Origin of the sequence: Haloarcula litorea, from assembly GCF_029338195.1 — an archaeon.
Lineage (GTDB): Archaea > Halobacteriota > Halobacteria > Halobacteriales > Haloarculaceae > Haloarcula > Haloarcula litorea.
Genome location: NZ_CP119779.1, coordinates 1529676 through 1549966, shown reverse-complemented (window position 1 = coordinate 1549966; position 20291 = coordinate 1529676). Strand labels below are relative to the sequence as shown.

Sequence of the window (20291 nt, the reverse complement as noted above, 5' to 3'; positions counted from 1 at the left end):
AGACGCGAAGCAGTAGGGACTCGCCGAACGCGAAAGCGGGAATCGATCACGGTGAGCGTCCGGCGCGCGGAGCGCGCCGGTTCGACGGCGGCGAGCGATCACCGCGGGCCGGAGGCGCGCGACGGGACTGAAAGCCGCGCGAGTGAGGTGCAGAAAGTGGTCTCGCCTCGCGGGTCACTGCGTTCCCCGCTCGGCATCGAGGGTCCTGCGGACCCTCGCTTACATCATGCCGCCCATGCCGCCGCCCATACCGCCCATACCGCCGGGGGCACCGCCGGGGCCGCCGGGGCCGCCCTCGTCCCCGTCACCGGAGGTCGAGAGGTCGCCGGCGGAGATGATGTCGTCGATCTTCAGCACGAGGGTCGCGGCCTCGGCGGCCGAGGAGACGGCCTGGCGCTTGGCGTGGGCCGGCTCGACGACGCCGGCGTCGAGCGTGTTCTCGACGTCGCCGGTGAACACGTCCAGCCCGGCGCTGACGTCGCCGTCCTCGTGGGCCGCCCGGAGGTCGACCAGCGTGTCGATGGAGTCCAGGCCGGCGTTCTCCGCGAGGGTGCGCGGGATGATCTCCAGCGCGTCGGCGAAGGCCTCGACGGCCAGCTGCTCGCGGCCCTCGACGCCGTCGGCGTAGTCGCGCAGGCGCGAGGCCACCTCGACCTCGGGGGCACCGCCGCCGCCCAGCACCGCGCCGTTGGCGACGGTGGAGGCGACGACGTCCAGCGCGTCCTGGACGCCGCGTTCGAGCTCGTCGACGACGTGGTCGGTCGAGCCGCGCAGGAGCAGCGTCACGCCGTGGGCGTCCTCGCCGCCCTCGACGTAGAACAGGCCCTCGCTCGCGTCACGGGAGACAGAGCCGTGGCCGAGGTCGGCCTCGCTCGCGGAGTCGAGGTCCGAGACGACGCTGGCACCGAGGACCTCCTTGAGGAACTCGATGTCGGACTTCTTGGCCCGCTTGACCGCGAGGATGCCCTTCTGGGCGAGGTAGTGCTGGGCCATGTCGTCGATATTCTTCTGACAGAAGACGACGTTCGCGCCCGTGGCCTCGATCTTGTCGACGAGGTCCTTGAGCTGCTGTTCCTCCTGGTCGAGGAAGTTCTGGAGCTGGCTCGGGTCGTCGACGGAGAGCTGGGCGTCGACCTCGGTCTCCTCCAGCTCGATGGCGGTGTCCATCAGGAGGACGTCGGCGTCGTCGACGTCGGTGGGCATCTCCTCGTGGACGGGGTCCTTGTCGACGACCGCGCCCTCCAGCAGCTCGGAGTTGCCGGCGGAGCTACCGGTCTGGGTCTCGATGTTGAGGTACTCGAGGTCGGCGACGACGGAGCCGTCGTCGGCCTCGACGGTGACGGCGTTGACGGCGTCGACGATGATCTGAGCGAGCAGTTCCTTGTTCTGCTCGGCCCCCTTCCCGGTCATCGAGGTCTCGGCGACCTTCTTCAGCAGCTCCTCGTCGTCGGGGTCGACGTCGGTCGCGATGTCCTCGATCTCCTGTTTGGCCTGCGTGGCGGCCATGTCGAAGCCCTTGATGATCGCCGTCGGGTGGATGTCCTGGTCGAGCAGGTCCTCGGCGTTCTTCAGGAGCTCGCCGGCGATGGCGACGGCGGAGGTGGTGCCGTCGCCGGCCTCGTCCTCTTGGGTCTCCGCGACCTCGACGATCATCGAGGCCGTGGGGTTGTCGATGTCCATCTCCGAGAGGATGGTGACGCCGTCGTTCGTGACGGTGACGTCGCCCATCGAGGAGACGAGCATCTTGTCCATTCCCTTCGGCCCGAGTGTGGAGCGTACGGACTCCGCGACCGCGCGAGCGGCCGAGATGTTGTGTTCCTGTGCGGACTTGTCCTTCATCCGCTGGGCGTCCTCGCCCAGAATGATCATGGGCTGGCCCTGCATCTGACGCTGGCTCATAGTCGGGCGAAGATTGTATGTGGTTCTATATAAAAGTGCGGGTAAGCGGCGAGCGGGGCGGGGGAGCCGACGCCGACCCCGAGCGCCGAAACCGCGCCACTGCGACCGATACCGACCCGTATCGTGTGACAGCTTCGCACGCGATTCGAACCCACGAGCCGGTGTTTTAAGTAGTCACTCGACCGGCTCCTTCCAGTTGACGACGGCGACCCCGACGACGAACGCGTCCTCGCCGGTGTCCGCCCGCTCGAAGGCCAGCGTGTTCTCGCCGCCCTGGAGGTGGGTGTCGGCGACGGCGTCCATCCAGTACTGCCACCCCTCCGCCGGCGGGAGGTCGAACCCCGAGAGCGCCCGCCCGTTGAGCAGGATGTCGTGGTCGTAGTCGCCGACGTCGTAGACCTGCACCTCGACGTAGGGGTCGGTCGGCGTCGCCGTCGGCACCTCGAACGCGACGGGGTCGGTCCGGTCGCCGGTGAACTCGGCCCACGGCACGGCCAGCGAGTCGGCGTCGGGACCGAGGTGCTGGAGGAACTGACAGCGCGCGTAGTTGGCGCGGTGTGACATACTCCGACGACGGCCGGAGTGACAATAAAACGATGAGTCGGGACCGACGACGCGGGACGGCCGGGCGGACGCGGCGTCCCGGTTCAGTACAGCGGGTCGGGCCCGGGCGGCATCTGTCGCTTGTGCGCGCTGGTCTCGTGCATCTCGACGACCTGCTCGACGACCCGTTCGGGGACGCCGATGTGGGCGGCCGTGGCCGACTTCGGGACGCCGCCGTCGACGTGCAGGGCCAGGATCGAGTCCAGCGTGTCGTAGTCCATCCCCATCTCGGCGGCGTCGGTCTGCCCGCTCCACATCTCGGCGCTCGCGGTCTTCTCGGCGAGGTCGTCGGGAACGCCGACGTGGCTCGCGAGCTGCCGGACCTGCTGTTTGTACAGGGGCGCGATGGGGTGGCAGTCGACGGCCCCGTCGCCGTACTTCGTGTAGTAGCCGACCAGCGCCTCGCTGCGGTTGCCGGTCCCCAGCACCAGCGCGTCCTCGTGGTTCGCGACGAGGTAGTTCAGCACGGCCCGACAGCGCACCCGGAGGTTCCCGACGGCCATCTGGTCGCCGTCGGCGTCGGGGTAGGCCTTCAGGAAGGCGTCGACGAGGGGGTTGATCTCGACGACGTCGTACTCGATGCCCAGCAGCTCGTCGGCCACCCGCTCGGCGTCGCTCATATTCTCCGCGCGGTTGACCTCGCTGGGCATCACCAGGCCGTGGACCGCGTCCTCGCCCAGCGCCTCGACGGCGAGGTGGCTCGTCAGCGTGCTGTCGATGCCACCGGAGAGTCCGATGACCGCCCGGTCGACGCCCGCGGCGTCTAACTGCCCCGCGACGAAGTCGGTGATGTGCTCGCGGTGCGCGTCGAGTTCGGCCTCCGAGAAGGTGAGGTCGAGCGGGTCCTCCGCCCGCACGACAGTGTCGGCTTCGGCCATACCGGAGGGTAGGACGGCCGACACTAATACTCACCCATAGGCGCAGCATTTCCGGACGGCCGTCCAGTCCTATCACGGGCCGGCGACCCCGTCCCGCCCGCCGGAAACGCTACGTTCAAGTGCGCCCGTCGAGGTAGTTGGTGGTACGCGGCGCGTCCGTGGCGGACGCGAGCGAAGTGCGCCGGTGGTGAGCGATTCCGGCGGAATCGCGAGCCTCGGCGCGCGAGCGAACAGAGTGAGCGAAGTGCGCCGGTGGTCCAGTGGTAGGACATTGGCTTCCCAAGCCAATAGCCCGGGTTCAATTCCCGGCCGGCGCATCCTGCGGCGAGCGGACGTGAGGAGTGTTCTGTCGGTCGATAGCCACGGGAGACGCGCGAAGCGGGTCCCGTCGTCGGATCGGCGGCCGCTCGCCACGGCGAGGGATCGAGCCGCCCGGGCGGCGCTCGGAGCCGGCTACGCCGCGTCGAGTTCGACGACGAAGGCGGCACCGCCGTCGTCGGCGTCCTCGACCCACACGTCGCCGCCGTAGTGGTCGACCATCGTCGCGACGAAGAAGAGCCCGAACCCGCTCCCGGTCTCGGACGTCCCGCGCTCGAACAGCCGGTCTTTCAGCTCGTCGGGGACGCCGGGGCCGGTGTCGGCGATCCTGAGCCGGACCCGACCGTCCCGGCGCTCCGTCGTGACGCTGATCACGTCGCCGCCGCCGTCGGTGCCGTGCTCGACGGCGTTGTCAAGCAGGTTCCCGACGACCTCTTCGAGGATGTCGTCGGCGAGGACGGCCACGTCGTCGACGTCGGTCTCGAACCGCACGTCGTCGTGGCTGCTCCGGAACGGCGCGAGCTGGCGCTCGACGATCGGTTCGAGCCGGGTGGGGGTCAGTTCGAGGGCACCGGAGTCGCTGATGGTGGCGATCACGTCCTTGACCCGCTCGGCGAGCTCGATCACCGTCTGACTGTGCTCGTGGATCGACTCGGCGAACTCCCGTTCGCGTCCCTCCGCCTCCTCGGCGAGGACGTCCGCCCGCCCGCGGATGATGATCATACTGTTGAGCACGTCGTGCCGGAAGACGCTGCTCAGCAGCTCCAGCTGCGTGCGTCGCTGCTCGGCCTCGTTTGCAGCCCGGAGCGCCCGGGCGTAGAGGGTGCCGACCGCGGCACCGGCGACGCCGCCCATCCCGCTGGTCATCCCGAGCACGAAGACCGGCTCGGAGATCGGGCGGCCCTCGGCGAGCCGGACCAGCATCGAGAGGTAGACGATCGTGCCCAGCAGGACCGCGCCGCCGGTGGCGCTCCAGCCGACGAGCCAGCGGTCGTCCGTGTCGAGCGGACTGCTGGACAGTCGTGCCCCCGCGAGACAGAGGCCGACCCCCGGACCGGCCACGAGCACGAACGCGATCGCCGGACCCAGCTCGATCCCGAACCGCGAGAGTTCCCGGGCGGCGTTCCAGACGGCGACGGCGGCGTGACCGAGCCCGAGCCCCGCGAGGAGGACCGGCCCGCCGAGTTCGGACGCGGGGAGCAGCGAGGAGACGCGTCGGAGCGGCGCGGTGAGGCTCTCGGGGACGCCCGTAGACGACCAGCCGCTTTCCATACACCCTACTACAGCCGACGGTGGATAGTTCTTGGTGGCTCGCGACGCGACTGCGAGCGCGTTCGCGGTGCCGCCCGCCGGGCAGGACAACACCTTTGTACCGCCGACTTGCTAACCAGTTAGGTGATGCGTACGGTGTCACGCGTCCTGGTCTGTGGGGGCGACGACGAGACTGTCAGTGCGACGGCGGAGGCGCTCCGGGCGGAGCGCGACGGGTTCGACGTACTGACCGGGGCCGACCTGCAGTCGGAGGCCCCCGACGTCGACTGCGTCGTCACGCTCGACGGGGACTCGCCGGAAGCCGTGACGCGACCGCGCGACGGGGACGGGGCGCTCCCCGTCGTCGTCTTCGACGACGGGGACCCGAGTGGCGTGCTGGCCGACGGCGCGACGGACTACGTCCGGCGGGGCGGCGAGGGGGACCACGCCGTGCTCGCACATCGAATCGAGCGAGCGGTCACGAGCGGGGCCGGCCGGACGGCGAGCCTCGGGGGGTTCGATCGCTACGCCGAGGTCGTCGGCGCGCTCGACGACGGGGTCTACGCGCTCGACGACGAGGGGGAGTTCGTGTTCGTCAACGACGCGATGGCGGACCTGACCGGCCACGACGTGGACGAGCTGCTGGGCGAACACACGGCGGTCATCAAGGACCGCGGGACCGTCGAACTCGCCGAGGACAAGCTCCGGCAACTGCTCTCGGCCGAGGGACCGGACGACGTGGAGACGACGTTCGAACTCGAACTGCGCCGGGCCGACGGCGAGACGGTCCCCTGTGAGGACCACATGACGGTGCTGTACGGTCCCGACGGCACGTTTCGCGGGACGGCGGGCGTCATCCGCGACGTGACCGAGCGGAAGCGCCGCGAGGAGATGCTGTCGGCGCTCCAGGAGACCTCCCAGTCGCTGATGCAGGCACCCAGCCGCGAGGAGGTCGCGGACGTCGTCGCGAGCGCGGCCGAGCGCGTCCTCGGCCTGGAGATCGCGGCGGTCCACCTGTACGACGCCGACGCGAAGCGACTCCGCCCCGCGGCGGCCACCGACGCCGCGGTCGAGACGCTGGGCGAGGGGCGCGTCTACGAACTGGACGAGGAACCCGTCGGGACGGTGTTCGCCTCCGGCGAGGGCGTCGCCCGCGACGCCCCCCACGACCTCGCCGACGGGACGACGGTCGCGTCGGGACTGTACGTGCCCATCGGCGTCCACGGGACCCTGAGCGTGATGGCGGCCGAGGCGGGGGCGCTCGACGACATCGACCGCCAGGTCGTCGAGCTGCTGGCGACCAACGCCGCCGCGGCCTGCAACCGCGCCAAACGCGAGCAGGAGGTCCGCGAGACCCGCGAGCGCATCGCGACCATCCTCGAACGCATCAACGGGCTCGTCGAGAACACCATCGAGATGCTGGTCGCCGCGACCACCCGCGAGGCGGTCGAGACCGGGGTCTGCGAGGAGGTCGCCGCGACCGAGCCGTACACCTTCGCCTTCGTCGGCCGACCGGACGTCCGGGGCGAGTCCATCGAGGCGCGGGCGTGGGCCGGGGAGGCCCCGGTGTCGATGGACGGCGTCTCGCTGTCGGTCGCCGACGGCGACCCCGGGGCGAGGGCGCTGACCGACCACACGGCCGAGGTGGTCGGCGACGTCGCCGACGCCGGCGAGTGGGGCCAGCGGGCCGCCGAGGCCGGCGTCGCGTCGCTGATGGCGATCCCGCTGTCGTACACGGACTCGACGTACGGCGTGCTCTACGTCTGTAGCGACCGGCCCGACGCCTTCGACGACCGAGAGCGGGTGGTCCTGGAGTCGCTGGGCCGGGCGGTCGCGAACGCCATCAACGCCATCGAGAGCGGCAAGATCCTCTCGGCCGACAAGGTCATCGAACTCTCCTTCACCGTCGACGACCGGGACCTGCTGGCCAGCCGGCTGTCGGCCGGCACCGGCGCGACGCTGTCGGCCAACGAACTGGTGATGAACGACGACGGGTCGCTGCGGGTGTACCTCACCGCCGAGGGGGCCGACAGCGAGGCGGTACTGGACGCGCTCGCCGACGAGGACACCGTGACCGACGCGACGCTCGTGGTCGAACACGAGGGCGAGGCGCTGTTCGACGTCACCGTCGAGACGTCGCTGCTGGCGAGGCTGGTCGACCACGGGGCCGTCCCGCGGGACATCGGCGGCGAGAACGGCGTGGCCAGCTACACGATCGAACTCCCCTACGAGGCCGACGCCCGCGAGGTGTTCTCGCTGGTCGAAGACAACTACGACGGCACCGACCTGGCCGGCTACCACGAACACGAGCGGCCGGTCCAGACCCGCCAGGAGTTCCGGGCCTCGCTGTCGGACCGGTTCACCGACCGCCAGGAGACGGCCCTGCGGACGGCGTATCTGGGCGGGTTCTTCGAGTGGCCCCGCGAGGTCGACGGGGACGAACTCGCCGGCGCGATGGACATCTCGCGGCCGACCTACCACCAGCACCTGCGGGCCGCCCAGCAGAAGGTGTTCGAGGAGCTGTTCGAGGGGTAGCGAGGCGCTGAGCGTCAGCGAAGCGCCTCGGCGCGGAACGGCGAGCACCAGCGAGCCGTGGAGCGGGAGCCAGGTCCCAGGCTGAGGGACGGACCACGGTCCCCGCCGTTTCGACGGGTGAAGCAGGGAAAACACATATATTATAGTTCGTTTATATATCAACGAAGATGGACGAACGCGAGGGGTTGGGACCTGCGCGCCAGATCCGCGAGTGGTGGGTCCCGACGGTGAGTCTGATGGCTCTGGGGACGCTGACGGTCGTCGTCTGGTTGCAGGTCGCGGTGCCGGCCTACGCCCTGCTGGACGTTATGCTGCCGGCGGCGTTCACCGGCGTCGCAGTGTGGCAGGGACTGAAGCTCCGCCGGACCGACGGGTTCGGCGACCGCGACACGGTGATCCAGTGGTTCACCGGCGGACTGGTCGTGATGGCCTGTCTCGGGCTCTGGCCCGTTCTGTTGCGCGCGGTCGGACAGCCGACCGTCCCGGTCGGGGTCCGACTGCTGACCGAGATCATCGCCGGCGGGCTGTTCGGTCTGTTGGTCGGGGTCTACAGCGTACAGGCGCGCCGTTCCGCCGAGACGGCGGCGGCGGCCCGGGTCGAGCAGGAGCTCCTCGAACGGCAGCGAGAGACGACCGAGCTGTTGAACCGGACGCTGCGACACCAGCTGCTCAACAGCCTCACGGTCGTCCGGGGACGGGCGGAACTGCTCGCGACGCGGACCGAGGACGACCCGCAGGAGTGGGCCCGGACCGTCCTCGACCGAACCGACCGGATGGCGGAGACGGTCGAGAACATCGGCGAGCTGACGCGGACGCTGACCGGAGAGCCGGACCTCGAACCCGTCGCGCTGCCGGCCGTCGTCCCGGCCCGGGTCGCGGAGACACGGGAGCGCTACCCCGAGGCGACGGTCCGAGTCGAGTCGCTGCCCGACCGGACGGTCCGGGCCGACGACCTGTTCGGACGGGCGCTGGCGAGCGTGCTGGAGAACGCCGTCGAGCACAACGATCGCGACCGACCGACGGTCGAGGTGAGCGCCACCGTGACCGCCGGAACCGCCGTGGTGACCGTCGCCGACGACGGTCCCGGGATCCCGGCGGCCGCACGCGAGCGCGTGCTGGAGGCCAACGAACGGGGCCTCCAGAGCGACGGGGACGGGCTCGGCCTGTTCCTGGCGGCGTCGGTCCTCCGGCAGTACGGCGGGGAGATCGACATCCGGGAGGCCGATCTCGGCGGGGCCGCGGTCGAACTGTCCGTCCCGCTGGCGGCGGAGACGGTGTCGGTCCCGGAGACGCCCGGCGACCCGAGCGACGCGTCCGGTGTCGACCCGAAGACGGTGACGCTCTTCTCGCTGCTGTGACCGCGACCGGGTTGGGACCGCGGGATACTTGTCGCGGCCTCGCGTACCCCCGGCCGACAGATGGACGCGCCGCTGTGGACCGAGACCCACGCTCCGACGCTGTCCGACATCCCGCAGCCGCAGGCTCGCGACCACCTGCGAGGGGCCGTCGAGGAACCGATGAACCTGCTGGTCCACGGCCCGAAGGGGGCCGGCAAGACCGCCGCGGTTCGGGCGCTGGCCGACGAGGTCCACGACAACCCCGACGCCGACTTCACCGAGCTCAACGTCGCCGACGTCTTCGACATGACGAAGAAGGAGGTCGCAAACGACCCCCGCTTCTCGTCGTTCATCGACAGCAAGCGCCGCCGGGAGTCCTCGAAGGCCGACCTCATCAACCACGTCCTGAAGGAGTCGGCAAGCTACTCCCCGGTCTCGGGGACCTACAAGACGATCCTGCTGGACAACGCCGAGGGGATGCGCGAGGACTTCCAGCAGGCCCTGCGCCGGGTGATGGAGCAGTACTACGAGGCCACGCAGTTCGTCGTCGCGACGCGCCAGCCCTCGGCGCTGATCCCCCCCATCCGCTCGCGGTGTTTCCCGGTCGTGATGCGAGCCCCCAGCCACGAGGAGACGGTCGGCGTGTTGCGAGACGTCGTGACCGCGGAGGGCGTCGCCCACGACGACGAGGGACTGGAGTACGTCGCCGGCTACGCGGAGGGGGACCTGCGGAAAGCGGTGCTGTCGGCCCAGACCACCTACGAGGACCACGGCGAGGTGACGATGGAGACGGCCTACGAGGCGCTGAACGCGCTGGAGGCCGACGACGCCGTCGAGGGGATGGTCGCGGCCGCCGAGGAGGGGCGGTTCACCGACGCGCGCTCGACGCTCGACGACCTACTTGTCGACGAGGGCTACGGTGCCGAGGACGTCCTGGACGAACTGCTGTCGGTCGCCCGGTCGCGGTACTCCGGGTGGAAGCTGGCGGAGGTCCACCGGCTGGCCGGCGACACGGACATGGCCCTGACCGACGCCGCCAACGAGCGCATCCACCTCTCGCGGCTGCTCGCGCAGCTGGGCGAGCTCTGAGGGGGCGACCCGCCGCGGTCGGCGTCGCGGAGCGGGCGGCCAAGACCTTTGCCGCCGGCGGTCCACCCCTCGCGTATGGTCCCCACAGACGACGACCGTGACGCCACCTACGTCGAGTGCCCCGAGTGTGGCACCCGAGCGTCGCCGGACTGGTCGTTCTGCCGGAGCTGCGAGGCGTCGCTGGCGGACGCGGAGCCGGCCGAGGAGGGCGTGGACGTGGCGACGCCGGGCCTGGCGGCGGGCTGTCCGAAGTGCGGCCACGACGACGCCGAGGTCGACGAGGTCGCCGTGACCGGCAGCGGCCCGACGCGGCTGCTCGACATCCAGAACCGACAGTTCAGGGCAGTCTCCTGTACGAACTGCGGCTACACGGAGTTCTACAAGGGGACCAGCCCGAGCGCGATACTCGACCTGTTCCTCGGGTGAGACGGGACGGTCGCGCGGTCGGGCCGGTCCCCTCTCGCCGCGGAGACGCGCCGAGCGACCCTGAGACGGCCGAGTGGCGGCTTCGAAATCCTTTTAGGCGCTTCGACGGGACATAGAGGCAACGAACTATGGATATCGACATCGTCGAGGAAGAAGACAATCCGATGTTGCACCGAACGGACGTCCGCTTCGAGGTCGTCCACGACGAGGCCACGCCGTCCCGGCTCTCCGTGCGCGACTCGCTGGCCGCGACGCTGAACAAGGACTCGGACGAGGTCGTCATCCACGAACTCGACACGAAGTTCGGGATGCGCAAGACGGTCGGCTACGCGAAGGTCTACGACAGCCCCGAGTACGCCCGCGACGTCGAGCAGGACCACATGCTCGAACGGAACAAGATCGGTGCCGAGACCGACGAGGAGGCCGAGGAGGCATAATGGCCCACCACGAGTACTACAACGACGAGGGCGAACTGGAGCGCGAGACCTGCCCCCGCTGTGGCGACACGGTGCTGGCCGACCACGACGACCGCAAGCACTGCGGCAAGTGCGGCTACACCGAGTGGAAGTAGGGCGCGATGCGGATTCTCGGCATCGAAGGTACCGCGTGGGCAGCCAGCGCTGCGGTCTACGAGACCGACCATCTGTCGGTCTCGGAGGCTCGGGAGCGGGCTCCCGGCGTCTACGAGACCGACGATCCCAGTAGCGCCGGCGACGATCACGTCTTCATCGAGACCGACGCCTACCAGCCCGAGAGCGGCGGCATCCACCCACGCGAGGCCGCCGAACACATGAGCGAGGCCGTCCCCCGGGTCGTCGAGACAGCACTCTTGCACGCGCGCGAGCGAGCCGACGGAGCGGACGGGCCGCCGATCGACGTCGAGGAGGGGACCTCCTCGGGCCAATCGGCATCGCCGATTGACGCCGTCGCCTTCTCGCGTGGCCCCGGCCTCGGCCCGTGTCTGCGCATCGTCGGGACCGCGGCCCGCGCCGTCGCCCAGCGGTTCGACGTGCCCCTGGTCGGGGTGAACCACATGGTCGCCCACCTGGAGATCGGTCGCCACCGCTCCGGGTTCGACTCGCCGGTCTGTCTGAACGCCTCCGGCGCGAACGCCCACGTCTTGGGCTATCGCAACGGCCGGTACCGGGTGCTCGGCGAGACGATGGACACCGGCGTCGGCAACGCCATCGACAAGTTCACGCGCCACGTCGGCTGGCAACACCCCGGCGGGCCGAAGGTCGAGGCCCACGCGAAGGAGGGGGAGTACCACCCCCTCCCGTACGTGGTCAAGGGGATGGACTTCTCCTTCTCGGGTATTATGTCGGCCGCGAAACAGGCATACGACGACGGCGTGCCGGTCGAGGACGTCTGTCGCGGCCTGGAGGAGACCGTCTTCGCGATGCTGACGGAGGTCTCCGAGCGGGCGCTGTCGCTGACCGGGGCCGACGAGCTCGTACTGGGCGGCGGCGTCGGGCAGAACGACCGTCTCCAGGGGATGCTCCGGGAGATGTGCGAGCAGCGCGGGGCGGAGTTCCACGCCCCCGAGGACCGGTTCCTCCGTGACAACGCCGGGATGATCGCGGTGCTGGGCGCGAAGATGTACGCCGCCGGCGACACCCTCGCCATCGAGGAGTCGGGCATCGACTCGGACTTCCGGCCCGACGAGGTCGACGTCACCTGGCGCGGGCGGGAGCCCGTGGGTCCCGCCGGAGGGGCGAGCGGGCAGCGCCCGCGAGCGGGCGCGGCCGAGTCGGTCGACCGTGCCGTCAAGCGCGAGAACGAGGTCCAGGGCGCGGAGGCGACGGTCACCATCGGCCCGGACCGCGTGGTCAAGGAGCGGGTCCCGCGGAGCTACCGGCACCCGACGCTGGACGACCGCCTGCGGGTCCAGCGCACCCGCCAGGAGGCGCGGCTGATCAGCGACGCCCGCCGGCACGGCGTCCCGACGCCGCTGGTGCTGGACGTCGACCCCGACGAGGCGCGACTGGTCGTCCAGCACGTCGGGACCGCGGACCTCCGGGACCGCCTCTCGGCCGCGGCCGTCGCCGACGTGGGCCGGCACCTCGCGCGGATCCACGACGCCGGGTTCGTCCACGGCGATCCCACGACCCGAAACGTCAGGGTCGGGCGGCCCGATCCGTCGCCGGACGAGCGAGCCGACGACGCCCGCGAGGGCGGGGACCGGACCTTCCTCGTCGACTTCGGGCTGGGCTACTACACGGACGAACCGGAGGACCACGCGATGGACCTGCACGTGCTGGCCCAGTCGCTGGCCGGCACCGCCGACGACCCCGCGGCGCTGTTCGAGGCCGCGAGCGACGCCTACCGCGCCGAGAGCGACCACGCCGACGCGGTCTTCGCAAGCCTCGCCGACATCGAGGGGCGGGGCCGGTACCAGTAACCGGAACGCACACGGCCCCGGCGGGCCTTGGCCCGGCCATGAACTATCTCGTCTGGGCGGTCGTCGCGCTCGCCGGCTACACGCTGGTCCCGCCGCTGGCGAAGCTCGCGACGGCCGAGATCCCCAGCGACGTCGTCGTCCTCATCTCGAACGGCATCCTCGTCGTCGCCGCCAGCACGCTCGTCGTCGCCACGGACGTCTCGGTCACTCCTTACCTCACCAGCGACCGGGCGATCTACGCCTACGGGGCCGGGATCGCGCTCGCCGTCGGGATCATCGCCTACTACCGGGCGCTGGCGGCCGGCCCGATCAGCGTCGTCGTCCCGGTCTTCGGGATGTTCATCGCCACCAGCTCGATCGTCGGCATCCTGTTCCTGGAGGAGTCCCTGACGGCCCGGAAGGTCGCCGGCATCGGCTTCGCGGTGCTGGCGGTGTACCTGACGTCGGTGGAGTAGCGGCGACCGAACGGGGGATCGAACACCCCGGCGGCCGTCCCACGACCGTGCCACGCGAGTACGACAAGCTGGTCAGGGACCGGATTCCGGAGGTCATCGAGGCCGACGGCGAGACGCCCGTCTGTCACGAGGTCGCAGGCGAGGCGTACGACGAGCGACTCGCCGCCAAACTGGTCGAGGAGGCCGCGGAGTACCGCGAGAGCCGGGCCACCGAGGCGCTGGCCGACGTCCTCGAGGTCGTCGACGCGATACGGGACGCCCGGAACATCGGCGACGGGGAACTGCAGGCGATCCGCGAGCGGAAGGCCGACGAGCGCGGCCGCTTCGAGGACGGGGTCGCGCTGGAGCGGGTCGAAGAGTAGGGCCATCGCGAATCGGCGGAGAGCGTACTGCGGCCCCAGGCCGCAGTTTCGCGGGACCGAGCGAAGCGAGGTCCCGGTTTTTCGCCACCGAAAGACTCACTGCGTTCGTCTTTCGAGCCTTGCTTCGTGGTTCGAGAGAGCAAAGCTCTCTCGTCATCACGAGGGGCGCTTGCGCCCCTCGAACGACTCCGCTCAGCAAGACCACGTTTTTGGACGGGGTTGAGGCGAGCGCACCGCGCTCGCCGAGCCCCCGTCGAAAGAGGTGGTGGACAACTGACTTAACGACTGCACGTGAAGGGGCGGGTATGGCAGACAAGCCCCAGTCCGGAACGCTGTTCGGCGTGCCGTACAACTTCGAGCGACCGAGCCTGAAGCGGCTGGTCTCCTCGTACTGGCAGCCAGGCGACGGGATGCTCGTCGAGAAGCCCTTCGGCATCGGCTACACGCTGAACCTCGCGAACTGGCGGTCGTGGGTCGTCCTGCTGGTCGCCGGCGCGATGCTGTACCTCGAACGGAACGGCGGCGGCGAGGACTTCGCCGACGAGGACGAGGAAGACGAGCCGGTCGAGGTCGTCGTCGACTAAGCGGGCCGCGTTTCGACGCCTCTTTCTCCCGGGCCGCCCGGGTGCCGGTATGCTCAACTTCGTGACGACCAACCCCGGGAAGGTCCGGGAGGCGACCGACTACCTCGACGACGAGGTGGTGCAGTTCGACTTCGACTACCCCGAGATCCAGGCCGACAGCCTCCGAGCGGTGGCGGCCCACGGCGCTCGGGCGGCGTACCGGGCGGCCGACGGGCCGGTCATCGTCGACGACGCGGGGCTGTTCGTCGACGCCTTCGACGGCTTCCCGGGGCCGTACTCCTCGTACGTCGAGGACACCGTCGGCGTCGAGCGCGTCTGGCGGATGACCGAACCCGAACCGGACCGCGGCGCGGCGTTCAAGACGGTCATCGCCTACTGCGACGGGGCGGACTTCGCGGCGACCCCGGAACCGGTGGACCGGGAAGACCGCCGCGGCCAGGACCTCGCGGCCGACGACCGCGACGCCGCGACCACCGACGCGCAGGTCCGGGGCGGCGAGGACGCCGTCCCGGTCAAGCTGTTCGAGGGGCGGGTCCCGGGCGAGATCGTCGCCCCGCGGGGGGACGGCGGCTTCGGCTTCGACCCCATCTTCGAGCACGACGGCCGCACCTTCGCCGAGATGAGCACCGAGGAGAAGAACGCCGTCTCCCACCGCGGCCGCGCGCTCTCGAAGTTCGCGGCCTGGCACGCGGACGCCGACCGATGAGCGACGACGCCGGGACGGCCCTGATCACGGGCGCGTCCTCGGGCATCGGCGCAGCGCTGGCCCGCGAGTTCGCGGCCCACGGCCACGACGTGGTGCTGGTCGCGCGGCGCGAGGACCGGCTGGACGCGCTGGCCGACGACCTCGACGGCGAGGGCGTCGCCGCCACGCCGATCGCGATGGACCTCGACCGCGCGACGGCGGCCGGGGACCTCCACGAGGCGGTCACAGAGCGGGGACTCTCAGTCTCGATCCTGGTCAACAACGTCGGCGTCGGTACCTACGGTCCCTTCGCCGACAGCGACCTCGACGCCGAACGCACGCAGCTGCGCCTGAACGTCGTGCTCCCCGTCGAGCTGACGCGGCTGTTCCTCGACGAGTTCGACGGCGGCGGGAAGGTCTTGAACGTCGGCTCCGTCGCCGGCTTCCAGCCCGGCCCGAACCTCGCGACCTACTACGCGAGCAAGGCCTACGTCAACAGCTTCAGCGAGGCCATCGCGGAGGAACTGCGGGACGAGGTCACCGTCACCGTCCTCTGTCCCGGGCCGGTCGACACGGAGTTCCAGGACCGGGCGGGGATGGGCGACTCGACGGTCGGCAGCCTCACGTCGAACGCGCCGGCGGCGGTCGCCGAGGCCGCCTACGAGGGGCTGCTGGCCGGCGAGACCGTCGTGATCCCGAGCAAAGCGATGCGGGCCGTCGACCTCCTCGGGCGAGTGATGCCCCGACCCGTGGTCCGCCGCGTCGCCGGGTGGGTCAACAGCGACCGGTAGTTCTCGTCGGCGAGAACGGCGACCGGATCGCTCCGTTGGGCCTCCGAGACGCGTGTCTCGGCCGGGTCGACGTTTTCACTCGTCGGGAACGCGATTCTCCGTTTAAGTACCGACCTGCGAAAGTGTTCGGTATGACATCGCCCCTGCTCGCCCGGTACAAGCGATCGATACGCGCGTCGCTGGAGCTGTTCGGCGTCGCCGGCTCCATCGAGCGGAAGGTCCTCGCCGCCGTCGGCATCCAGTTCGGGGTCTCGGTGGCGCTGGCCGCCGTCGCCTTCCTGCTGGACGGGACCGCGCAGTTCGTCCTGACCGGCCTGCTGCTGGCCGGCGCGACCGTCGCCTTCGCAAACACCGTGTTCATCACCCGCGAGGACCTCGTCGACCCGGTGGTCGACCTCGCGGGACGGGCCGACCGCATCGCCGCCGGCGAGGTTGCCGTCGACGTCCCCGAGAGCGACCGCGACGACGAGGTGGCGAGCCTGGTCGCCTCCTTCGCCGCGATGCAGGACTCGCTGTCGACCGTCTCCCGGCAGGCCGACGCGCTGGCCCGCCAGGAGTTCGACGCCGAGGTCCTCGACAAGGAGGTGCCCGGGGACTTCGGCGAGTCGCTGGACCGGATGGCGACGAACATGACCGAGTACACGACCGAACTGGAGACGCTGACCGAGGACCTCGAACGGCGCTCCGAGGCGCTGTCGGCCCTCGTGACGGCGTTCGGCGACGCCGCCGAGCGAGCGAAACGGGGCGACCTCACCGCCACCATCGACGCCGAGTTCGAGGACGTCGATCCGGAGTTCCAGCGGGTCGTCGCCGACTACAACGACCTCGTGACGACGCTGGGCGAGACGGTCGGCGAGGTCGCCGCCTTCGCCGACGAGGTCAGCGAGACGACCGACCGCGTCACCGAGAGCGTCGCGGAGGTCGACGACGCCAGCGACGACATCGCCCGGTCGGTCCAGGAGATCTCGGCCGGGGCCAGCCGGCAGGCCGAGCGCCACGACGACGTGGCCGGCGAGATGGAGCGGCTCTCGGCGACGGTCGAGGAGATCGCCGCCACCGCCGAGGACGCCGCGGCGACCGCCGACCGCGGGGCCGACCGAGGGCGGGAGGGCCGCGAGGCCGCCGCCGAGGCCATCGACGAACTGGAGGCGATGGCCGCCCGCATCGACGGCATCGCCGACGCCGTCGAGGACCTGAGCGCGCAGGTGGCCGAGATCGACGAGGTGGTCGAGGTCATCACGGAGGTCGCCGAGCAGACGAACATGCTCGCGCTGAACGCCTCCATCGAGGCCGCGCGGGCCGACGCCGGCGGCGACGGGTTCGCCGTCGTCGCCGACGAGGTGAAGGCCCTGGCCGAGGAGACCCGCGACGCCGCGGCCGACGTCTCCGAGCGCATCGACGCCGTCCAGACCGCGGCCGCCGACACCGTCGCCGAGGTCGAGGCGACCAACGAACAGGTCGACGAGAGTACCGACACCATCGAGGCGGCGCTGCGTGACTTCGAGGACATCGTCGACGTGCTGGAGGAGGTCGACGACGCCATCCAGGAGATCTCCGCGGCCACGAGCGAGGGGGCCGAGAGCACCCAGGAGGTCGTCGAGGCCGTCGACGCGCTGGCGTCGGTCAGCGACCAGACCGAGGCCGAGGCCGAGTCGGTGGCGGCGGCGACGGAGGAACAGACCGCGACGATCTCCGAGGTGACCCGCGAGATCCGGGCCGTCGCCGACCGGACGGACGGCCTCCACGATCGGCTCGCCCGGTTCGAGGTCGATCGCGAGGGGGCGGACTCGGGGCCGGTCGGCACGGCCGAGGCCGCAAGCGCCGACGACTAGGCCCGCGGGTCCCGGTCCGGCCCCGGGTACGCGCCGCCCTCGACGGCCTCGTACAGCGACTCGGGGTCGAACAACCGCGCGAAGGCGTCCGGCGGCCGGACGCTCACCTGCATATGCGGCTGGAGCGACAGACCCGTCTCCGCGCTGCGCAGGCCCTCGTCGTAGCTCAGGAGGTGCGCGGCCCCGCCCCGGTAGGCCGAGGCGAGCGCCGGGTGGTCCCCCTCGGGATGGTCGACGGGGTCGCGCTCCCGTTCGACGCGCTCGCGCCAGTCGCCCGCCAGCGCGGCCGTCGAGAGGCCACGGATCACCGCCTCGGCGTCGTCCAGCAGCGGGTCGCTGGCGACCAGCCGGACCCAGGAGTGCCGACGGACGTGGTCCAGCGCCGCCCGGGCCGGGCCGTCGCCACAGAGCAGGTCCGCCGCGAGCACGTCGGCGTCGGCGACGACGCGGGCCGGCGACGCCTCAGGCATCGGTCTCCCGGCGGTCGCGGAGGCGCTCCCGGACGGCCGCGACGGTCGTCTCGTACTCCTCGCCCCGCTCGAACAGGTCGGCCCAGGTCATGGTCGAACGGACGGGACCGAGCGGCAAAAAGCCGGGCCGTCTGCCGTCTGTCTGACGGGTGTTTATGTCCGCCGGTGTGCTCGCTTCGACACGGGCGCGCACCGGCGACCACTTATCCTATCCTCCCATCGCGCGCCCGGACACCGCACCCCTTTCCGGTCTCACGCCTCGCCCTTGAGCGACGCCCGGACGTTCTCGAGCCCGTCGGGCGCGGCCATCACCGCGACGCTGTCGCCGGCCTCGATGGTGGTCTGTGGCAGCGGGATCGTCATCGCCTGGTGGCCGCGGCCGTGTGCGTAGATGTGGGCGTCCCCGGGCAGGTCCACCTCGACGACGCGCTTGCCGATGAACGGCGACCCCTCCGGGACGGTGACGCTGGCGATGGAGAGCCGTTCGGTGAGGTCCGCGAGGACGTTGAAGTCCCCGCCCAGCAGCGCCGTCTTCGCGCCGGCGGCCCCCAGCCGTTCGGGGTAGATGATCTCGTCGACGTCGGCGGCGTACTTCTCGTAGATCTCCTCGCGGTAGTCGGCGTCGATGCGCAACACGGTCCGACAGCCGTGCTCCTTGCCGACCATACAGGCCGTGAAGTTGGTGTTCAGATCGCCGGTCAGGCCGCCGATGGCGTCGGCCGACTCGACGCCCGCTTCCCGGAGGACCGACTCCTCGCTGCCGTCCCCCTGGACGACCGTGAATCCCTCTTTTCGGGCACGCTCGACCTTGTCCTGGTCGCGCTCGACGATGACGACCTCGTGGCCCTCGCTCTGGAGGATGTGAGCCGTCCGGGTCCCGACGCGACCGTAGCCGACGATGAGGAACTTCATAGACTGGCGTACGGCACCGGGGTACAAAAATGTGAACGTGTGACAGGGCCGCCGTCAGGCGGGCGTCCCCGTCTCGGTACCGGTGGGCGCGGCCGTCTCCTCCGGCGTCTCTGTGTCGGTTTCGCCGGGAGTCGCCGTCTCGGTCGGCTCCTCGGTCGCCGTCTCGGTCGGCTCCTCGGTCGCCGTCTCGGTCGGCTCCTCGCCGCCGTCGTCCGCGACGGTCACGATGGCGGTGTCGACGACGGCCTGGCCGTCGACGGTGAACGGTCCGTCCTCGGTGCCGTTGGTGCGGACGAAGTCGTAGGTCTGGTTGTCACCGCTCTCGACGTGGGGCATCGCGATGAGCGCCTGCGAGCTGGTCAGGCCCGGGTCGTCGAACTCGGTCCCGGGGACCTCGAACAGGGTCACGGTGACGTTCTCGTGGACGCCGGCCTCGAGGTACCCCGAGACGCCGACGACGCTGTCGACGGTCTCGCCCTGGAGCAGCGTCTCGTCGTGGATCGCGACGTAGCCGTCGGCGGGGAGCGAGACGTTCCGCACGACGACTGTCGTCCCGTTCGAGGCCTGGTCGTCGAAGGTCACGGTGGCCGTCTCGGGCGGTGCCGGTTCGAGCGTCAGCGTCGCGAACTCGCCACCGTCACGGGTGAACGCGCCGTGGACGTACTCGCCCGGTGCCGCGCCCTCCGTCGAGAGGTCGAGGGTGACGCTGGCCGACTCGCCGGCGGCGAGCGAGAGCGGCTGCTCCGCGACCAGGGTGCCGCCGACCCGGAACTCCACGGACTGGTTGGCCGTGAAGTCGTTCGGGTTCGACACCGTCGCGTTGACGGTGACGGTGTCACCGACGGTGGCGTTGGCCGGGGCCTCGAGCGAGTCGAGCGTGAACGACTCGGAGACGGTGATGGTGCCGACGGCACCGTCCTCGGCGGCGAAGACGCCGTGGACGTACTCGCCGGCCTCGAGGCCGCTGGTGTTCGCAGTGAACGACACGGTCCGACTCTCACCCGCGGCGAGTCGGACCGGCTTCTGGTCGGCGACAGCGCCGCCGATCCGGAAGGCGACGGACTCAGTGCGTTCGCCGTCGGTCGGGTTCGAGACCGTCGCGACGGCGGTGACGGTTCCGTTGGCTGCGACGCTGTCCGGTGCGCTCAGATTCGATACCTCGAAGGCGGTCGCTGTCGGTTGGTTTCCTGCGCCGGGCAACGGTTCCTCGTCGTTGCCGGCGACCGGCGCGACCTGCGTGCCCGTGACCCCGGTGACGCCGCCGACGGCGACGAGAGCGAGGGCGAGGGCGATGAGCTTTGTCTGTGTCATAGGGGAGCCGGTGGCGGGCCGCTCGTGCGGTCCGATCCGGATATGGGTGAGGGCCAAGACCGAATAAACCGCTCCGACGTTTCAGACGCGAAGGATCACCCATCCGCCGGATAACGTCGGTTTAGTTCATCCGACCGACGATAACGCCCGCT

The 20291-nt window shown here is 70.6% G+C and carries 20 protein-coding genes and 1 tRNA gene; 14 read left to right on the top strand and 7 right to left on the bottom strand.

Annotated features, from left to right (window positions below):
* Nucleotides 1-219: 219 nt before the first annotated feature.
* The 3 genes from thsB to P0592_RS08220 all read right to left on the bottom strand — a co-directional run bounded on the left by thsB (nt 220) and on the right by P0592_RS08220 (nt 3380).
* Nucleotides 220-1899, bottom strand: coding sequence for a thermosome subunit beta (thsB, locus tag P0592_RS08230; protein ID WP_419181120.1), 1680 nt, complete (start codon nt 1897-1899; stop codon nt 220-222).
* A gap of 174 nt (nt 1900-2073) precedes the next feature.
* A complete protein-coding gene (locus P0592_RS08225) occupies nt 2074-2463 on the bottom strand; it encodes a DUF7383 domain-containing protein (protein ID WP_276273791.1) in 390 nt (129 codons plus the stop codon).
* Between the two features lie 83 nt (nt 2464-2546).
* A complete protein-coding gene (locus tag P0592_RS08220; protein WP_276273790.1) occupies nt 2547-3380 on the bottom strand; it encodes an NAD+ synthase in 834 nt (277 codons plus the stop codon).
* Nucleotides 3381-3626: 246 nt separating this feature from the next.
* On the opposite strand from P0592_RS08220, the gene P0592_RS08215 reads away from it, so the two are divergent.
* Nucleotides 3627-3697: transfer RNA gene (locus P0592_RS08215), tRNA-Gly, on the top strand.
* 136 nt (nt 3698-3833) lie between these two features.
* Here the strand turns inward: P0592_RS08215 and P0592_RS08210 are convergent.
* On the bottom strand, nt 3834-4970 hold the full coding sequence (locus P0592_RS08210; RefSeq protein WP_276273789.1) for a sensor histidine kinase: 1137 nt from the start codon (nt 4968-4970) through the stop codon (nt 3834-3836).
* 126 nt (nt 4971-5096) lie between these two features.
* On the opposite strand from P0592_RS08210, the gene P0592_RS08205 reads away from it, so the two are divergent.
* The 13 genes from P0592_RS08205 (at nt 5097) to P0592_RS08145 (ending at nt 17446) form a co-directional block, all read left to right on the top strand.
* Nucleotides 5097-7484, top strand: coding sequence for a bacterio-opsin activator domain-containing protein (locus tag P0592_RS08205; RefSeq protein ID WP_276273788.1), 2388 nt, complete (start codon nt 5097-5099; stop codon nt 7482-7484).
* 167 nt (nt 7485-7651) lie between these two features.
* The gene (locus tag P0592_RS08200) at nt 7652-8842 is read left to right on the top strand and encodes a sensor histidine kinase (RefSeq protein ID WP_276273787.1); all 1191 of its coding nucleotides are present in this window, start codon (nt 7652-7654) and stop codon (nt 8840-8842) included.
* A 60-nt stretch (nt 8843-8902) separates the two neighbouring features.
* Nucleotides 8903-9910: an AAA family ATPase gene (locus P0592_RS08195; RefSeq protein ID WP_276273786.1), complete on the top strand. Its 1008-nt coding sequence runs from the start codon at nt 8903-8905 to the stop codon at nt 9908-9910.
* Nucleotides 9911-9985: 75 nt separating this feature from the next.
* Complete coding sequence (locus P0592_RS08190) at nt 9986-10336, top strand: zinc ribbon domain-containing protein (RefSeq protein ID WP_276273785.1); 351 nt, start codon at nt 9986-9988, stop codon at nt 10334-10336.
* A gap of 128 nt (nt 10337-10464) precedes the next feature.
* On the top strand, nt 10465-10773 hold the full coding sequence (locus P0592_RS08185; protein WP_276273784.1) for a 30S ribosomal protein S24e: 309 nt from the start codon (nt 10465-10467) through the stop codon (nt 10771-10773).
* A complete protein-coding gene (locus tag P0592_RS08180) occupies nt 10773-10907 on the top strand; it encodes a 30S ribosomal protein S27ae (RefSeq protein WP_276273783.1) in 135 nt (44 codons plus the stop codon). The genes P0592_RS08185 and P0592_RS08180 overlap by 1 nt, the downstream gene beginning before the upstream one ends.
* 6 nt (nt 10908-10913) lie before the next feature.
* A complete protein-coding gene (locus tag P0592_RS08175) occupies nt 10914-12737 on the top strand; it encodes a bifunctional N(6)-L-threonylcarbamoyladenine synthase/serine/threonine protein kinase (protein ID WP_276273782.1) in 1824 nt (607 codons plus the stop codon).
* 38 nt (nt 12738-12775) lie between these two features.
* Nucleotides 12776-13192, top strand: coding sequence for an EamA family transporter (locus tag P0592_RS08170; protein WP_276273781.1), 417 nt, complete (start codon nt 12776-12778; stop codon nt 13190-13192).
* Nucleotides 13193-13239: 47 nt separating this feature from the next.
* Nucleotides 13240-13554 (top strand): nucleoside triphosphate pyrophosphohydrolase, encoded by a 315-nt coding sequence (locus tag P0592_RS08165; protein ID WP_276273780.1) that lies wholly within the window; start codon nt 13240-13242, stop codon nt 13552-13554.
* 305 nt (nt 13555-13859) lie between these two features.
* Complete coding sequence (locus tag P0592_RS08160; RefSeq protein ID WP_276273779.1) at nt 13860-14138, top strand: DUF5808 domain-containing protein; 279 nt, start codon at nt 13860-13862, stop codon at nt 14136-14138.
* A gap of 49 nt (nt 14139-14187) precedes the next feature.
* Nucleotides 14188-14844, top strand: coding sequence for a non-canonical purine NTP pyrophosphatase (locus tag P0592_RS08155; RefSeq protein ID WP_276273778.1), 657 nt, complete (start codon nt 14188-14190; stop codon nt 14842-14844).
* Nucleotides 14841-15614 carry an SDR family NAD(P)-dependent oxidoreductase gene (locus tag P0592_RS08150; protein WP_276273777.1) on the top strand — a complete coding sequence of 258 codons (774 nt, stop codon included), beginning with the start codon at nt 14841-14843 and terminating at the stop codon, nt 15612-15614. The genes P0592_RS08155 and P0592_RS08150 overlap by 4 nt, the downstream gene beginning before the upstream one ends.
* 131 nt (nt 15615-15745) lie before the next feature.
* A complete protein-coding gene (locus tag P0592_RS08145) occupies nt 15746-17446 on the top strand; it encodes a methyl-accepting chemotaxis protein (RefSeq protein WP_276273776.1) in 1701 nt (566 codons plus the stop codon).
* Here P0592_RS08145 and P0592_RS08140 read toward each other — a convergent pair.
* The 3 genes from P0592_RS08140 to P0592_RS08130 form a co-directional block, all read right to left on the bottom strand.
* Nucleotides 17443-17916 carry a DUF7384 family protein gene (locus tag P0592_RS08140; protein ID WP_276273775.1) on the bottom strand — a complete coding sequence of 158 codons (474 nt, stop codon included), beginning with the start codon at nt 17914-17916 and terminating at the stop codon, nt 17443-17445. The two genes, P0592_RS08145 and P0592_RS08140, sit on opposite strands and share 4 nt — an antisense overlap.
* A 252-nt stretch (nt 17917-18168) precedes the next feature.
* Nucleotides 18169-18828 (bottom strand): potassium channel family protein, encoded by a 660-nt coding sequence (locus P0592_RS08135; protein ID WP_276273774.1) that lies wholly within the window; start codon nt 18826-18828, stop codon nt 18169-18171.
* Between the two features lie 54 nt (nt 18829-18882).
* Complete coding sequence (locus P0592_RS08130) at nt 18883-20139, bottom strand: DUF7282 domain-containing protein (RefSeq protein WP_276273773.1); 1257 nt, start codon at nt 20137-20139, stop codon at nt 18883-18885.
* Nucleotides 20140-20291 lie beyond the last annotated feature (152 nt).

Bases quoted from the DNA above. Each gene is read 5' to 3' on its own strand.
- P0592_RS08145 (WP_276273776.1), top strand. From the start codon at position 15,746: ATGACATCGCCCCTGCTCGCCCGGTACAAGCGATCGATACGCGCGTCG.
- P0592_RS08225 (WP_276273791.1), bottom strand. From the start codon at position 2,463: ATGTCACACCGCGCCAACTACGCGCGCTGTCAGTTCCTCCAGCACCTC.
- P0592_RS08160 (WP_276273779.1), top strand. From the start codon at position 13,860: ATGGCAGACAAGCCCCAGTCCGGAACGCTGTTCGGCGTGCCGTACAAC.
- P0592_RS08190 (WP_276273785.1), top strand. From the start codon at position 9,986: ATGGTCCCCACAGACGACGACCGTGACGCCACCTACGTCGAGTGCCCC.
- P0592_RS08205 (WP_276273788.1), top strand. From the start codon at position 5,097: ATGCGTACGGTGTCACGCGTCCTGGTCTGTGGGGGCGACGACGAGACT.
- P0592_RS08195 (WP_276273786.1), top strand. From the start codon at position 8,903: ATGGACGCGCCGCTGTGGACCGAGACCCACGCTCCGACGCTGTCCGAC.
- P0592_RS08185 (WP_276273784.1), top strand. From the start codon at position 10,465: ATGGATATCGACATCGTCGAGGAAGAAGACAATCCGATGTTGCACCGA.
- P0592_RS08210 (WP_276273789.1), bottom strand. From the start codon at position 4,970: ATGGAAAGCGGCTGGTCGTCTACGGGCGTCCCCGAGAGCCTCACCGCG.
- P0592_RS08130 (WP_276273773.1), bottom strand. From the start codon at position 20,139: ATGACACAGACAAAGCTCATCGCCCTCGCCCTCGCTCTCGTCGCCGTC.
- P0592_RS08150 (WP_276273777.1), top strand. From the start codon at position 14,841: ATGAGCGACGACGCCGGGACGGCCCTGATCACGGGCGCGTCCTCGGGC.
- P0592_RS08155 (WP_276273778.1), top strand. From the start codon at position 14,188: ATGCTCAACTTCGTGACGACCAACCCCGGGAAGGTCCGGGAGGCGACC.
- thsB (WP_419181120.1), bottom strand. From the start codon at position 1,899: ATGAGCCAGCGTCAGATGCAGGGCCAGCCCATGATCATTCTGGGCGAG.
- P0592_RS08220 (WP_276273790.1), bottom strand. From the start codon at position 3,380: ATGGCCGAAGCCGACACTGTCGTGCGGGCGGAGGACCCGCTCGACCTC.
- P0592_RS08180 (WP_276273783.1), top strand. From the start codon at position 10,773: ATGGCCCACCACGAGTACTACAACGACGAGGGCGAACTGGAGCGCGAG.
- P0592_RS08170 (WP_276273781.1), top strand. From the start codon at position 12,776: ATGAACTATCTCGTCTGGGCGGTCGTCGCGCTCGCCGGCTACACGCTG.
- P0592_RS08140 (WP_276273775.1), bottom strand. From the start codon at position 17,916: ATGCCTGAGGCGTCGCCGGCCCGCGTCGTCGCCGACGCCGACGTGCTC.
- P0592_RS08200 (WP_276273787.1), top strand. From the start codon at position 7,652: ATGGACGAACGCGAGGGGTTGGGACCTGCGCGCCAGATCCGCGAGTGG.
- P0592_RS08135 (WP_276273774.1), bottom strand. From the start codon at position 18,828: ATGAAGTTCCTCATCGTCGGCTACGGTCGCGTCGGGACCCGGACGGCT.
- P0592_RS08175 (WP_276273782.1), top strand. From the start codon at position 10,914: ATGCGGATTCTCGGCATCGAAGGTACCGCGTGGGCAGCCAGCGCTGCG.